9 protein-coding genes are annotated in these 15,260 nt (G+C 43.9%); 6 read left to right on the forward strand and 3 right to left on the reverse strand.

The genetic code is table 11. The features are described from left to right. The first annotated feature begins 4 nt into the window (after nt 1-4). From JFU56_RS14640 to glgB, 4 genes are all read left to right on the forward strand, one after another. Entirely contained in the window at nt 5-1,750 is a 1,746-nt protein-coding gene (locus tag JFU56_RS14640) for a glycoside hydrolase family 36 protein (RefSeq protein ID WP_198438029.1), read from the forward strand. A 405-nt stretch (nt 1,751-2,155) separates the two neighbouring features. After that, nucleotides 2,156-4,612 (forward strand): glycogen/starch/alpha-glucan phosphorylase, encoded by a 2,457-nt coding sequence (locus JFU56_RS14645; protein WP_198438030.1) that lies wholly within the window; start codon nt 2,156-2,158, stop codon nt 4,610-4,612. Nucleotides 4,613-4,630: 18 nt separating this feature from the next. Beyond that, nucleotides 4,631-6,826 (forward strand): 4-alpha-glucanotransferase, encoded by a 2,196-nt coding sequence (malQ, locus tag JFU56_RS14650; RefSeq protein ID WP_198438031.1) that lies wholly within the window; start codon nt 4,631-4,633, stop codon nt 6,824-6,826. Between the two features lie 96 nt (nt 6,827-6,922). Continuing rightward, on the forward strand, nt 6,923-8,860 hold the full coding sequence (gene glgB / locus JFU56_RS14655) for a 1,4-alpha-glucan branching protein GlgB (RefSeq protein ID WP_198438032.1): 1,938 nt from the start codon (nt 6,923-6,925) through the stop codon (nt 8,858-8,860). Between the two features lie 86 nt (nt 8,861-8,946). On the opposite strand, the gene JFU56_RS14660 is transcribed toward glgB, so the two are convergent. From JFU56_RS14660 to JFU56_RS14670, 3 genes are read right to left on the reverse strand one after another with little or no spacing between them, the layout of a single operon-like run. After that, nucleotides 8,947-9,990 carry a HupE/UreJ family protein gene (locus tag JFU56_RS14660; protein WP_198438033.1) on the reverse strand — a complete coding sequence of 348 codons (1,044 nt, stop codon included), beginning with the start codon at nt 9,988-9,990 and terminating at the stop codon, nt 8,947-8,949. Then, a complete protein-coding gene (locus JFU56_RS14665) occupies nt 9,987-10,886 on the reverse strand; it encodes a peptidyl-prolyl cis-trans isomerase (protein ID WP_198438034.1) in 900 nt (299 codons plus the stop codon). Before JFU56_RS14665 ends, JFU56_RS14660 begins: the two co-directional genes overlap by 4 nt. 20 nt (nt 10,887-10,906) lie before the next feature. Further along, nucleotides 10,907-12,865, reverse strand: a complete 1,959-nt coding sequence (locus JFU56_RS14670) for a DUF3604 domain-containing protein (protein WP_198438035.1) — start codon at nt 12,863-12,865, stop codon at nt 10,907-10,909. 235 nt (nt 12,866-13,100) lie between these two features. Between JFU56_RS14670 and JFU56_RS14675 the strand changes: the two genes are divergently transcribed. Together JFU56_RS14675 and JFU56_RS14680 are read left to right on the forward strand one after the other, a co-directional pair. Further along, nucleotides 13,101-14,570, forward strand: a complete 1,470-nt coding sequence (locus JFU56_RS14675; RefSeq protein WP_198438036.1) for a carbon starvation protein A — start codon at nt 13,101-13,103, stop codon at nt 14,568-14,570. 78 nt (nt 14,571-14,648) lie between these two features. Continuing rightward, on the forward strand, nt 14,649-14,864 hold the full coding sequence (locus JFU56_RS14680) for a hypothetical protein (protein ID WP_198438037.1): 216 nt from the start codon (nt 14,649-14,651) through the stop codon (nt 14,862-14,864). Nucleotides 14,865-15,260 lie beyond the last annotated feature (396 nt).

The raw sequence follows: 15,260 nt of genomic DNA on the forward strand, positions 1-15,260 counted from the left end.
TAACATGACTTCAATGATATTTGCTAATTCTCAAGCCGCTATTCCACTGCAACGCGATCTCAGTTATGCACTCATGAATGAGCAAATCATGCTGCAACTGAATGAGGTTAATAATCTGATCATTGATGATCACTTTGCCGTTCTCCAGTTTCCGACGCAGCTGGAACAGGATGCTAAAATCCTCGGAGATGGGTTTCAGATGCTGGCGCAAACTGGCGGTCAGCTGAATAATCCGCAAGAGATTGGCCGTTGCGCCGATAATAATGGCAGTTATCGTCTATACCCTGAGCATGCAGCGAAGCGCTGTTATAATTATTTAGTCATTGAACAAACAGATGGGTTTACCTTATTTGGTTTTACCTCGTGTCATCGCTTTGCTGGTTATTTTGAGATCCAGCCACAGCAAGCAGGTATTAACATCGTTGCCTTTATCGATGGTGAACATACTCAGACGCAAGATTGGCGCAGTAAACAGATGGAATCTATCACTGTCATTAAAGGCACTGTGTTAGCCGATGTTTATGCTGATTATAGTGCTAAGATCCAATTGCAGCATCCACGTCGTCTGGGAGTCGCTATGGATGCGCCTATCGGTTGGTGTTCTTGGTATGCTTATTATGCTGAGGTAACAGAGCAACATATTTTGGATAATGTCGAGGTGATGTGCCACGGCCAATCAGAGTTGGAGTGGGTGCTGCTAGATGATGGTTATCAGGCTTTTATGGGAGATTGGTTAACGCCATCAGATAAATTCCCTCACGGCATTAAAAGCTTATTACAATCGATTAAAGCAACAGGAAAGAAACCTGCTATTTGGTTAGCGCCGTTTATCGCTCAAGCTGAATCTGAAGTATTTAAACAGCATCCTGATTGGTTTATTCGTCATGTTAATGGTGACTTGTTAAAAGCCGAAGATATTACTTATGGCGGCTGGCGCTGCACACCCTGGTATATCCTTGATACTTCCAATGTTGCAGTGCAAACACATTTAACCGCCGTTGTCCGCACTATGCAGCACGAGTGGGGCGTTGAGCTATTTAAGTTAGATGCAAATTATTGGGGTAGTTTACGCGGACAGCGATTGCAAAAAGGCATTACGGGAGTTGAAGCGTATCGTTTAGGCATGCAGGCGATTATTGACGGCGCGGGTGAGGCGTTAGTGCTTGGTTGTAATGCGCCGATGTGGCCGTCACTGGGGTTAGTCGATGCGATGCGGGTTTCTGATGATGTTGAACGTCGACCTGAGCGTTTTGAGCAAATAGCGAAAGAAACATTTAATCGCAGTTGGCAACATCGCCAATTATGGCAAATCGATCCTGATTGCATCACCTTAACCTCGTTAGTTGACCAAAGTACCGAGCAAGCGAACTATGAATTTCATCGCAATGTGATTTTGGCCGCTGGTGGCTTAACCTTATCCGGCGATCCTTTACCGCTATTAACGGAATTTGCTCGGAAAACATGGAGTAAGCTACTTACTCGTCAGCGCTTAAGTCAAGAGTCGGCACAGTTCCAATCGTTATCCAATCGCCACTGTATTTTAAAATTAGCGCATCAGTATGAATTGCACTGCTTGTTTAATTACGCCGATAGTGAGGCGGTTGAGCACACCCTGCAGGCTAGTGCCCCGGTGATGTGGCGAGACCTCTGGACTGGTGAGGCGTTACATCCGCGGCCAATCGCCAGCTTAACGGTAAAGCTGGATGCAGGACTAAGTAGTCGCGCGGTCATTATGTCGGCTGTTTCATAACCATTTTATTCATACTTTAAATTAAGACCTTAAGTTCATACCTTAAATAATGCACTTTTAATCTCTGGCGCTTGCTTAATTATTTGCTAATTAGGCAATCGCCAGAGATGTAACCAAAATAATAACGCGACTTGAATCACTGTAATCCACTCATTCTCCCCCATAAACTGCGAGCGTAATCACGTTGTCTCGTCGCTAGCCTAGAGCTCGGGTTATCTACGCCTAGGCTAATCGAAAACTAGTCCTAAACTACACCTAAATGACTCCTCCTTTAATTTATCGGCCTAGGAGGATGTTGGCATTTACACATTAAGGCAAGATTCATTTCATTGAACATTTATCTAATTTTAACTATTTAACCTTTAATAAAAACTTTAAACCTGCAGCATTGCATTAGGATGTAAGATGAAATCGACAGTAAATAAAAGCTTTGATAAAACAGCATTTCAAGCCGCCGTTAATCGATACCTAACGACAAAATTAGTCACTGTACCAGCGCAAGCAGATGCCCACACGTGGCGCTTAGCAATGGAATATGCACTAGCAGAAACAACCACAATGAACTTGTTGGCTACTGAGCAAGATCCGAAAATTAAAAATGCCCGTAGCGTTAATTACCTCTCTTTAGAATTTTTGATTGGCCGCTTGACTGGTAATAACCTGATCAGCATGAGCTTGTATGAACAAGTAACTGCAGCGATGGCTGAATTCGGGCAAAGCCTGACTGACTTATTAGAAGAAGAACGTGATCCTGCATTAGGTAACGGCGGTTTAGGTCGTCTGGCTGCTTGTTTCATGGACTCATTAGCAGCGGAAGAATACCCTGCGGTGGGTTATGGTTTACATTATGAATATGGTTTGTTTAAGCAAAGCTTTGATGACGGACGTCAACAAGAAGCGCCGGATGTATGGCGTGATGAAACGGGTTACCCTTGGGAAGTTATTCGTCCTGAATTAGCTCAAAAAGTCGGTTTTTATGGTCATGTTGAAGAATACACTGATAGTGATTTAATTAACCACCGCCGTTGGGTACCCGGTTTACAAGTAGAAGGTATGGCGTGGGACTTACCGATCGTTGGTTATAACAATAATTCGGTATATCCACTGCGTTTATGGGAATGTCGTGCGCCTGCCCCGTTTAACCTTGACCGTTTTGACGAAGGTAATTATGTTGCAGCGCAAGCGGGCAATATTCAAGCCGGTAACCTAACCAAGGTATTATATCCGAATGATAACCATGACAAAGGTAAAGAGCTGCGCCTAATGCAGCAGTATTTCCATTGCGCTTGTTCGGTTGCGGATATTTTACGTCGCCATAAAGCAGCGGGTCATGCCATCACTGACTTAGCTAAGTTAGAGTCTATTCAACTAAATGATACCCATCCGACAATTGCTATCCCTGAGCTATTGCGAATATTGCTCGATGAACATAAGTTAAGTTGGGATGACGCGTGGGCGATTAGCTCAAAAACGTTTGCTTATACCAACCATACCTTGTTACCTGAAGCACTAGAGACTTGGGGAGAAAACTTGATGATGACGTTATTACCACGTCACATGGAGATCATCTTTGATATTAACTTGTGTCTAATGGGCGCAGTTGCAGACAAATGGCCAAACGATTTAGATAAATTACGCAAGCTGTCTATTATCCAAGAAGGCAGCGACCGCCGCGTACGTATGGCGAACTTATGTGTTGCGAGTACCTATGCCGTAAACGGTGTTGCAGCGATGCACTCAGAGTTAGTTAAGCGTGATTTATTCCCTGAGTTTAATGAACTCTTCCCTGGTCGATTACATAATGTCACGAATGGTGTTACGCCACGTCGTTGGTTGAAGTTCTGCAATCCATTATTGTCAGATTTAATTAGCAGTAAAATTGGTAATGGCTGGATAAAAGATCTCGACCAGTTAACAAAATTAGAAAAATTTGCCGATGATAGTCAATTCCAAATTGATTTTATGCAAGTGAAAAAAGCCAACAAACAGCGCTTAGCGGATTGGGTTGCTGAGCATATGGATATCACCTTAAATCCTGATGCTATTTTTGATGTGCAGATTAAACGTCTGCATGAATATAAGCGCCAGCACCTTAATTTATTGCATATTTTGTCGCTGTATCACCGTTTAATTAACGATGCTGATTTCAGCATGCAGCCGCGAGTGTTTATTTTTGCTTCAAAAGCAGCGCCAGGATATGAGCTAGCTAAAGAAATTATCTTTGCAATTAACAAGGTGGCAGAAAAGATTAACAACGATCCGCGAATAGGTGATACCTTAAAAGTAGTATTTATGCCGGATTATCGTGTTAGCCTTGCCGAGATCATTATCCCAGCTGCTGATGTGTCAGAACAGATCTCAACAGCGGGTAAAGAAGCCTCTGGTACAGGTAATATGAAGATGGCGCTTAATGGTGCGTTGACGATTGGCACGATGGATGGTGCTAACGTAGAGATCCGTGAAGAAGTCGGTGACGACAACATCTTTATTTTTGGTCTTAATGTTGATGAAGTGCAAGCATTGCAGGCGCAAGGTTATAACGCCAATGACTATTATAATTCAGACCGATTACTGCGTGCATCGTTAGATTTATTACAAGGTGATGAATTTACGCCGGGTCAACCTGGCTTATTGAATGCCACACACCATAGCCTATTAGAAGGCGGTGACCCGTACCTTGTATTAGCTGACTTTGCTGATTATGTGCAAGCGCAAGCACGCATTGATAAGCAATATTGTAACCAGCAAGACTGGGCAAAAATGGCAATTTTAAACACAGCACGTAATGGTAAGTTCAGCTCTGATCGCAGTATTCGTGATTATGCTAACAACATCTGGCAACTAAACGCGGTTAGCCGTTAAGTATTCATGGAGGATAGAATGGAACAAAGTAATGTGCTGAAACAGGTTGCTGAACAAGCGGGTATCGCAGATAGCTATACCAACGCTTGGGGCAACAATGAATTAGTTTCTGATGATACGTTAACCAGCTTATTAGCGGCGCTCGGTTATGACACACAATCTGAACAAACGCTGTTGGCCTCTGCCGATAAAAAACATCAAACACCGATTTTAGCGGCGGTAAAAGTCGTTAAAGCAGGCGAATCTATCCACATAGAGTTGAATTTGGGCAGCAGTGCTCGAATCAGTGATTTTAGTTGGCAGCTAACCACAGAACAAGGTGAAGTGATTGAAGGTTACTTACAATCACAAATCGTTAGCGATGCCCGTGATAAAGGCGGGGTGCTGACCTTTTCTTTACCGGGTGATTTGGCTTTGGGTTATCACCAATTACAGGTATTACGCCGTCGTCGTAAATCGCCGTATGAAATGACGCTTATTGTTGCGCCTAAAGCGTGTTACAAGCAACCTGCGATTGAACAGGGCAATAAGTCTTGGGGACCAAGCATTCAGCTGTATACCCTGAAAACCGACCATAACTGGGGTATCGGTGATTTTGGCGATTTGAAACAGCTGGTGGCTGATATTGCTGCCCGTGGTGGTGACTTTGTTGGCTTAAACCCAATTCATTCTTTATTCCCAGCTAACCCTGAAGGCGCGAGCCCGTACAGCCCATCGTCACGTCGCTGGTTAAACTTGTTATACATCGATGTATCTGCAGTACCTGAGTTTGCTTTATGCTCTGCTGCGCAACAGCGTGTTGGTAGCAATGAATTTCAACAAGATTTACATGCGGTACGTGCAACGGAGTGGGTCGATTACAGCGAAGTATCACGCTTAAAAATGAGTGTGTTACCGCTGCTATTTACGGAGTTTCAACAGCGTCACTTAGCGACAAATAGCGCTCGTGCGCAAGCGTTCACTGCGTTTGTAGTCAAAGGCGGTGATAGCTTATTGCATCAAGCAAGCTTCGATGCATTGCATCAACAACTGCATGATAAAGACGATAGCGTGTGGGGCTGGCAAGTATTTCCTGCTGAGCTACGTGATATTAACAGTGATGCAGTACAAACATTTATTAAACAAAACCAGCCTGCCATTCAGCAATATATGTACTTACAGTGGATTGCGAATGAGCAAATCGGCGATGTACAAAAGTTTGCGTTAGAGCAGGGCATGCACATGGGACTCTACCGCGATCTAGCGGTGGGTGTAGCTGATAGTGGCGCTGAAGTGTGGGCTGATGACGGTACCTTATGTCAAGACGTTAGCATTGGCGCGCCGCCGGATGTATTAGGGCCTTTAGGGCAGAACTGGGGCTTACCGCCGCTTAACCCTGCGCAGTTAAAAGCGACTGCTTACGATGCCTTTATTCAATTGTTACGTGCCAACATGCAGCATTGTGGTGCGCTGCGTATCGACCACGTATTAGGTCTATTACGTCTATGGTGGATACCTAAAGGTGAAAAAGCCACGTCTGGCGCTTACATGTATTATCCAGTGCAAGATATGCTGGCTATTTTGGCGCTAGAAAGCCAACGTCATCAGTGCGCTGTGATTGGTGAAGATCTGGGAACTGTGCCTGACGAGATTGTTAGCTTGTTAAGTGAAGCTGGTATTCATTCTTACAAAGTATTCTTTTTTGAAACTGCGGAAGATGGTGGCTATTTTTCACCTGCGCATTACCAACCGCAGTCAATGGCAACTTTGTGTACGCACGATATGCCCACATTACGTGGTTTCTGGCATTGTGAAGATCTTAAATTAGGTCAAACCATCGGATTATATCCAGATCAATCACAGCTTAATGGCCTGTTTGATGATCGTAGCAAGTCGAAACAAGAAATACTGAACAGTGTCTCTTGGCATGGTAAATTGGCAGAGTCTGTTGGTCGCAATGCCGATTATGTGCCGATGGATCAAGCGTTGAGTAACAGTCTGCAATTACATTTAGCCGCCGGTTCAAGCAGTTTGTTGAGCTTACAGCTTGAAGACTGGTTAGCGATGGATAAGCCTGTTAACGTCCCTGGTACGGTGGATGAATACCCGAACTGGCGTCGTAAACTATCTACCACATTGGATGACATGTTTAGCTGCCCGAATGTAAATTATCTAGCGTCAGAATTGACAGCTGCACGTGCTAAAGCCAGCGAATGTACAGATGAACTGGTTTAATTTGTGATAAATTAAACATCATATTAGTTTTAACTAAACAAGGAGTCTGGTTTGCCAGCCTCCTTGTTTTGCTTTAATGAGAAGAAGGATATTTCAATGCAGGCAACTTCAAAAGCAGCTGTGATCCACAACCTTGAAGCATATTCAGGCTTGATGCCGAGTATGGAAACATTACATACCCCAAAGTTCATGCACAAAGAGATGGGCGCGCAGTGTGTTAGCTTTATGCATAACGGCCTACGTGTATCCGGTGTACGCTTTTTAGTATTTGCACCACATGCCAGCAAAGTCAGTGTCGTGGGTGATTTTAATGACTGGAATACCAATGATCATGCGTTGCGCAAATTAGATGCGGGATTGTGGGGCGTATTTATTGCGGACTTACAGGTTGGCGAGCGTTATAAATTTGCTATCGTTGACCATGCTGGTAAGAGCTTACCCCATAAAGCCGATCCATGGGGAGCACATGCCGAGCAGTACCCTTCGTTTTCCTCATTAGTATATCAACAAGATAGTTATCAATGGCAAGATGACGCCTGGCAGCAGCGTGAAATTACCGAAAAGCACAAACAAGCATTATCATTTTATGAATTGCATGTGGGTTCGTGGTTGCGCAATGATGATGGTGAGTTCTTAACATACAGAGAGTTGGCTGGAAAACTGATCCCGTACTTGCAGAAAATGCATTATACCCATGTGGAATTGATGCCAATCTCAGAACATCCATTTTATGGTTCTTGGGGTTATCAACCCATCGGCATGTTTGCCCCGACCAGTCGTTTTGGTAATCCTGATGACTTTAAGTTTTTTGTCGACCAGTGTCACCAAGCTGGTATTGGCGTGATCATCGATTGGGTACCTGCGCATTTTCCTGAAGATGACCATGGTTTAGCTAATTTTGATGGCACCCCGTTATTTAACGATCCAGATCCAAAACGTGGTTGGCATCAAGATTGGCACAGTTATATTTATGATTGTGGCCGTGACCATGTACAGCGATTTTTAGTATCAAATAGTTTGTATTGGCTAGAGCAGTTTCATGTTGATGGGATCCGCGTTGATGCCGTGGCGTCGATGTTGTACCTAGATTATTCGCGTAATGATGGTGAGTGGATCCCAAATTGCGATGGCGGCAATCACAACTACGATACCATCAAGGTATTAAAGTGGATGAACGAAGAAGTGTATACCCACTTTCCTAATGCCATGACGATTGCAGAAGAATCGACAGCTTATCCGGGTGTCTCTAAACCGACGTTCTTGGGTGGATTAGGCTTTGGTTTTAAATGGAATATGGGCTGGATGCACGATAGCTTGAGCTATATGAAAGAAGAACCGATTAACCGTCAATACCATCACGATACCATCACATTTCCGCTCGTTTATGCGTTTAGTGAAAACTATGTATTGGCGTTATCACATGATGAAGTGGTGTATGGTAAAGGCTCATTACTGGGTAAAATGCCGGGTGATGAATGGCAGAAATTTGCTAATTTACGGGCTTATACCGGTTATATGTACGGCCAACCAGGTAAAAAGCTCAACTTTATGGGCGCTGAATTAGGTCAATTAGCAGAGTGGAACCATGATGCGCAACTTGATTGGGGTGTATTGGCGAATCCAAATAATGCTGGTGTTCAACGTTTAACGGCAGATTTAAATCACTTGTATCAGACGCAAACAGCCTTATATGAATTGGATTGTGATCCTGCTGGTTTTGAGTGGCGCTTACAAGACAATAAATCTGAAAGTGTTCTCGCGCATGAACGTATTAGTGATAATGGCGAACGTATCTTGGTGATCAGTAACTTCACGCCGATCCCAAGAGATAATTTCCGCCTAGGGATCCCGAATGCTGGTCGCTATGAGCTGTTATTAAACACTGATGCAGCATGTTATGCGGGCAGTAATTATCCACTGGTTAGCAGTGCTGATAGTGAGAAAGTACAGAGTCAGGGATTAACTGATTCAGTGCGATTAACACTACCACCGCTATCGACGGTATTTTATCGTTGGCTGCCAGCTAAACTATAAACTACTGAATCATTCTTATCGAATAAACCAGCCTAGTGCTGGTTTTTTTGTTGCTGAAGAGGCCTGCGTTATCATCGATATTATCTTTAACCCCAAAAAATCATCACCCGTTCAATCATCCAGAATGTCGTGATGCCACCAACCGCGTAAGCTATCGGTTTCTCTAACCAAGTGAATCTTTCCACTGAATGGGTTATAGCGCCTTGCGGATTTTGCCAATAAAATAAGTGCTGCATTGCTTTTAGCAACGAGGCCGCAATCCACACTATCGACATCACTACGCTCACAAATGCTATTTGGCCAACCTCAACACCGATATTGAATGCTAGCAGCGCCGCAGGGATTTCTGTTTGTGGTAGGCCGATATCGCCCAGCGCCGCAGCAAAGCCAAAACCGTGTAATAGGCCAAACGTAGCAGATACCAAAATGGGATAACGCCAAGTTAAAGTATCACGTCGTGGTTGTACTATCTCCCTAGCCAGGAATACGATTGAAAGGGCAATAACCGCCTCGACGGGTGGGACGGGAACCTGTATTAACGCCAGTGCAGCCAGTGTCAGAGTGATGGAGTGGGCAATGCTAAACCCTGTAATGGTGAGTAATATTCGCCGCCATGAACCAGCGATAAAAATAAGGCAAGCCACAAGTAATAGATGGTCAATACCTTGCCAGATATGCTCGGCACCGAAAACTAAATAGGTTTTAGCTACGTCCCAGCCGTCTGGCGTACTGGTTACTACAAATGTCGGGGCGGAGGGCGTTAACCGTACTACGTCAGTGGAACTATCAAGTCGGTGGATGCGTACGAGTACTTCGCTGGATATGGTTGTTAATCCGGCGATGGTAATGGCTGTTCCGGCCAGTCCGCCACGGCGACTAATAATCGAGCGTTCAATGAATGCGCCAGCAACAATAGTGCGACGGATCGGCTTGAGTCTTTTTATGTCATTGGCAAAAATTAGCTGCAGCGGCGATTTTTTATCCAAACCGCGGGTAGGCACTTTCCATAGTACGACGTAATCTTCGCTATTGCGTTGTTGCAGTTCAAGATAAGCGGGGCGGTATTCATCGGCATAGACAGTTACGATAGAAAGCAGTAATAACATGATACTGCAAAGGTATTTTTTCATAACGATAGCTTACTCATATAAAGTTGTATCGAACTCTGGCTATCACTCTTTACATCACTATCAGTGCTTACATAATCGGGTACTGTTACCTTATAGTTTTTACGTAGACGCTCATAAACAACCTTGTTAGCCAGTTGACGTTGTTGCGATGTCCAGTCGCGAACGACCTGTTTACGTACGGCATTAAGACTGAGAGGTTTTCCATCAATACGCTCGTCGATACGTACCAAGTGCCAACCAAAACCTGATGTTATTGGTCCTTGCCAATTGCCGATCGGCATCTCGCGTAGAGATTGCAAAAATGGATGGCCTAATGCGCGTTCAACCTCGGTTGCTGGCATGCGCTCAAATCGATGACTGAGCATTAACGGATCGCCCAAAGTATCGGCATTGCTATCGTTGCTGTTGAGTATGGTTAATAGTTTAAGCACTTCACTTTGTGCATTTTCACCTTGGTTGCTGGCGTTAATATAAACCTGGCGAAAGCTAAAGCGTGATGGCTGGCGATAGTTTTCTTGATGCGCAGCCAGATAGGTGAGTAGTTGCTGCTCCTCGGGTTTGTCCGCTGTGGCTATATCTTCGGATAAGAACTGCAACTTCTGCACCAAACGCCGTTTAATCATTGGATCGTCACGATCTAACCCGAGTGCTAATGCTTCTCGATAAAGCACTTCTTCGCGCACATAGTGTTGGATCAAGCCCTGCCGCTCACTATCATTTGGCGGACGTTGCCAACGCTTTTCAAAACCCATTGTTAGTACTTGGATATGACCTGCGGTGACGACTATCTCTGCATCTGCGGTTAACGGATCATCAGCTACCAGCTGAAATAGCGCGAATATCGCAGCTCCAATCAATAGAAATGCTAACAAGGGTTCTTTAAATACTTGCTTCATTATGCTGTTTACCGTCCTATTTAATTAACCGGCGTAAACCAGATCGGTGAGGTATAAGCGCGTTCTGTGGTGATCATCGGCACTTCCGCTGGCATTTTTAGGTTATAAAACTCAGCCTCGTAAGCGGTCCAGCGAGGGGTGGGGATCTCGATAACCCGAGCATAGTAAAATGCACTTTGTTTGGCATCAAAATTGGGATCTTGCCAAACAGTGATGAGTTCCGGTTCGCCGATTGAATTAGTCCAGGTTGCACTGGCGATATCGACCGTGTTACCAACCGCTGGCAGTTTACCTTTCGTATCCGCTTTGCGATCATCAGACCAAACTACATTATAAACTTGTTCGTGCAGCCCGCCTTTGTTATCCAGCCAGCCCTTGATAATTTGAATTCGATCAAGATTACCGCTGAGAGGATCTTTTAATGCCGCGACCAGAAACGTCGGTGCTTTTTTACCTTTCGGTTGCGAGGTCAGATTAGCGCCCATCGGCACCCCTTTGGCATAACCCACTCTGGCAGGTTGGCGGTCGCTAGCATCTTTTATATCAAAGTCCCAACCACCAAAGAAGCGCACCACCATGCGACTGCCGGTGGTCGCATAGGTTTCTTTGCGTTGCATGGCGTCGAAGATAGAGGCGCGGGTATTTTCATTAGCCCATACCGCCGCCCAGCCTGATGCTGCAGGCGCATAACCCTTGTATTCACCTTTAGCTACTTTGGCCATAGGGTGTAAGTAGCGGTCTTTGCTCGGTTCGCCACCGGAGTGTTTACCGAAAAAGTTATCTTCCTGAGCGGTGGCTAAACCAGTATGGCTGTCGGTGGATCCGATCAAACCAAATTTGTAAGGGTTAGTGCCGAATTTGTCCTCTAGTTGTAATCCGGTTTTCAATGCCGAACGCGCATATTCGCCTTTTAACATTGCTTTCTTTTTCAATGCACTGATATCGAGATTACCAATATCCCAAGTTTCATAGTCGGCGAACTCATCATTGGTTGACAGGTAGGGGTGGGTTTCACCGTCGCCTTTAATTTGGGTTACTTCATATAATCGTTCTCGTTTGGCTCGGGTTTCAACGTATTCTTTGTCGAGTTCAATGCCTTTAAATGTGGTGGTTTCTGGGAACATAATACCGTTACTCAGATTACCATTATGGGCAATGGCTAATACTTGACCCGCAGTTTTTTCTTCGTAACGATCCATCCAATGCCATAGGTCAACCGGGTTATTACTGCCAAGGGGTGGGGTAGCGGTAAACGGCTCTAACAGTTTGGCGCGATCGGCATTATCTCGATACATAATTACGCGGTGCAAGTTATTACCTTTATCCAGCGAGGTCCATTCGTAACCGATGAAAGCCGTAAAGTGACCGGGGTCGTTAGCATCCTCGGCTGCATCTATAATACCATCCCAGGTGTTACGATAGAGGCTGGTACCTGGTAATGACATTAGTTCTGCCGGGAATTTACCCTGAGAAAAAAGGCCAATAATATCTGCTGCTGCTTTAACCCCTTCCTGACCGCCAGCTTTAATCATGGCATTCCATTCACGGCCTTTTTCGCTTGCCATTACAAAGGGCGCTCCAGACTGTAATTCAGGGTACAGACCCATGTTGTCGGAGTGATCGGCAACCACTAAAAAATCCAACGGTCGCGATAATCTGACCGGCTGACCGGTTGATGAGATCACTTCTTTACCTTTGGCAAAGAGATAAGCATCAGCTGGCAGTAGCGAGGCGCCAAACGTGCCAGCGTCAAATGAAATTGCGGTATGTAAATGGGTGTCGCCCCACAGCGGTCTATCCGGAAAGTTACGTTGTGCATAGGGGGAGTAGGTTGCTTTTTTACCCGCAGAGAACATTGAGGAAGTGTCTTCACTAACAATACCGCCGCTGCCTGCTGAGTTAGCTATTGGGCTGAACGCAAGTGTGGTGATAGCAATGGATGCAATGGTGGATTTTTTAAAAGTTGTAGGGATTAGCATAGGTTGTCCTGTTTTTAACTTACTTATAGAGTGAGGTAAGTGCACAGCTTTGTCTGAGTGTAGTTGAGAATGTCATAATAATATTGTGGGCTAGACCTAAAATGGTCAAAAAATATAAAAACATGGCGCAGTGCACGGCCCTACCCATTAAGGGTTGATTACTTAGTGGGTAGGTGTAAGTTGATGACGTTAATAACAAAACCTATTAATTTCATAACATGGATGACTATTTAAAATGCTGATATTCTTCATTTGTATTGCACTACTGCTGCTCGCTTACAGGTTCTACAGTCCGTTTGTAGAACGTCAAGCGGGTATCGACCCACTTGCTAAAACTCCGCAAACACGCTTTGCAGATGGTGTGGATTATGTTCCCGTTCACCCAGTTAAAGCCTTCCTAATTCAATTTCTTAATATTGCTGGCGTAGGCCCCATTTTTGGACCTATCTTAGGTGCTTTATATGGTCCGATAGCATTAGTGTGGATCGTATTAGGTAATATTATTGGTGGTGCCGTACATGATTATTATTCTGGTGTACTGAGTATTAAAGAAGACGGTAAAAGTTTACCTGAGATCGCTGGGCATTATTTTAATATCTACTTCAAAGGGGTGATGCTGGTATTTACTGCCATGTTGTTATTCTTTGTTGGTGTGGTTTTTATTATGAGCCCTGCAGGTTTGCTAAGTAATTTAGAATATTTCGAAGGCACCTTTTTGGCGAATAATGTGTTTTGGGTATTAGTGATCTTAGGCTATTACTTCTTAGCAACTATGTTACCGATTGATAAAATTATTACTAAATTGTACCCAATATTTGGTTTGTTAATGATTGTGATGACAGTGTCTATGGCTGTGGCGTTAATATTTTCAGCACCGCAGTTACCTGAAATGGGTGATATATTTGCTTATTTTGATCACAGTCATTACAACAACGATTTGTTAGAGCCCAACCCAGATGGATTACCGGTTTGGCCGTTACTGTTTGTGACGATTACTTGTGGTGCCATTAGTGGTTTTCATTCAACGCAAGCCCCGATCATGGCGCGTTGTTTAACTAATGAAAAATATGTTCGCCCTGTTTATTATGGCGCGATGATGTGTGAAGGTATTGTGGCTTGTGTATGGGCGTTAGCCGGTATTGCGGCATTCCCTGGTGGATATGTTGAGCTAAAAGCGATTCTTGATGCGGGTGGTCCAGGTTTAGTGGTTAACCAAGTTGCGACCACTTACCTTGGCGCTGCTGGTGGCATTATGGCAATTATCGCCGTGGCTATTTTCCCAATTACATCTGGCGACACAGCCTTTCGTTCGCTGCGTTTAACCATTATTGATGCCTTTAAAATACCACAAAGTATGCGTAACCGTTTATTGGTGGCAATCCCAATCTTAGTGATTGCTTATTTCATGACTAAAATTGATTTCTCATTGATTTGGCGCTATTTCGCATTCTCAAACATGCTGCTTTCTACCAGCGTATTATGGTTAGCGACTAAGTACTTATTTGATCGCGGTGCGTTCCATTGGATCGTGAGTTTACCTGCGGTTATCGGTACCAGTATTACCGTATCTTACATTATGACGGCCGGTATTGGTCTTGGCTTACCGCAAGAAATGAGTCAGCCAGCGGGTGTGGCGGTTGGTGTCATGGGGCTAATCGCCTTGATCTTCGTGCATACTAAACGTAAAACGATACTAGCAAACTAAGTTATATTTTAGTTTTCATGATCATAAAGGCTACATTTTGTAGCCTTTTTTGTTTTTTAAATTTGGTGATTATGCTAAATGGCAATCGTCGATGACACTGAAAGTTTAATCAACAACGCAGCACGCTTTATTACTCAAGGTTATATTCAGGTTTTAATTTCCACAGATACGATTAGTGTCGTGGATACAGCTTGTGGCTTACAAGGTGGCAATGACAGCGACCATGGATTAGGCCTGTTAATCGTAAATCGGTTATGTACGAGTTACGTTTGGTCATTTTCGTTAGCGACTTGAAGGAAAGTACTTTCTTGCGTATTCAGCTGATTTAGCCAATAAAACGAATGATGGAATGACAATAATAAAACCGAAAGCAAAGATAAGCTCATGATTTTCTAACAGTTCATAGGTTGAATAAAAAACAATAAGCAACAACACAGAAATATGTAATTTGTGGAGTTTTGGGTTGTTTATTGAGAATTTGCAGTATTTTCTAATCATTAAAGTGCCATCTTCCAGAGTAAATAACTTTTATTGTAATGAAGTATACATATATTTATTTGATATAGATGGGGATTTAATCACATAAATGCTTAAATATGCATTTGGGAGTAGAGTTTATACGCTAATTTTATATAAGGTATTTTTCCGTTAGTTATGGCCTATTTGTGTTAACGGGGTATTTCATTTTAT

The sequence above is a fragment of the Moritella sp. F3 genome (assembly GCF_015082335.1).
Taxonomy (GTDB): Bacteria; Pseudomonadota; Gammaproteobacteria; order Enterobacterales; family Moritellaceae; genus Moritella.

What these genes read in the sequence shown, in the direction of transcription:
- JFU56_RS14640 (WP_198438029.1), top strand. Translation starts at nt 5, where the DNA reads ATGACTTCAATGATATTTGCTAATTCTCAAGCCGCTATTCCACTGCAA.
- JFU56_RS14645 (WP_198438030.1), top strand. Translation starts at nt 2,156, where the DNA reads ATGAAATCGACAGTAAATAAAAGCTTTGATAAAACAGCATTTCAAGCC.
- malQ (WP_198438031.1), top strand. Translation starts at nt 4,631, where the DNA reads ATGGAACAAAGTAATGTGCTGAAACAGGTTGCTGAACAAGCGGGTATC.
- glgB (WP_198438032.1), top strand. Translation starts at nt 6,923, where the DNA reads ATGCAGGCAACTTCAAAAGCAGCTGTGATCCACAACCTTGAAGCATAT.
- JFU56_RS14660 (WP_198438033.1), bottom strand. Translation starts at nt 9,990, where the DNA reads ATGAAAAAATACCTTTGCAGTATCATGTTATTACTGCTTTCTATCGTA.
- JFU56_RS14665 (WP_198438034.1), bottom strand. Translation starts at nt 10,886, where the DNA reads ATGAAGCAAGTATTTAAAGAACCCTTGTTAGCATTTCTATTGATTGGA.
- JFU56_RS14670 (WP_198438035.1), bottom strand. Translation starts at nt 12,865, where the DNA reads ATGCTAATCCCTACAACTTTTAAAAAATCCACCATTGCATCCATTGCT.
- JFU56_RS14675 (WP_198438036.1), top strand. Translation starts at nt 13,101, where the DNA reads ATGCTGATATTCTTCATTTGTATTGCACTACTGCTGCTCGCTTACAGG.
- JFU56_RS14680 (WP_198438037.1), top strand. Translation starts at nt 14,649, where the DNA reads ATGGCAATCGTCGATGACACTGAAAGTTTAATCAACAACGCAGCACGC.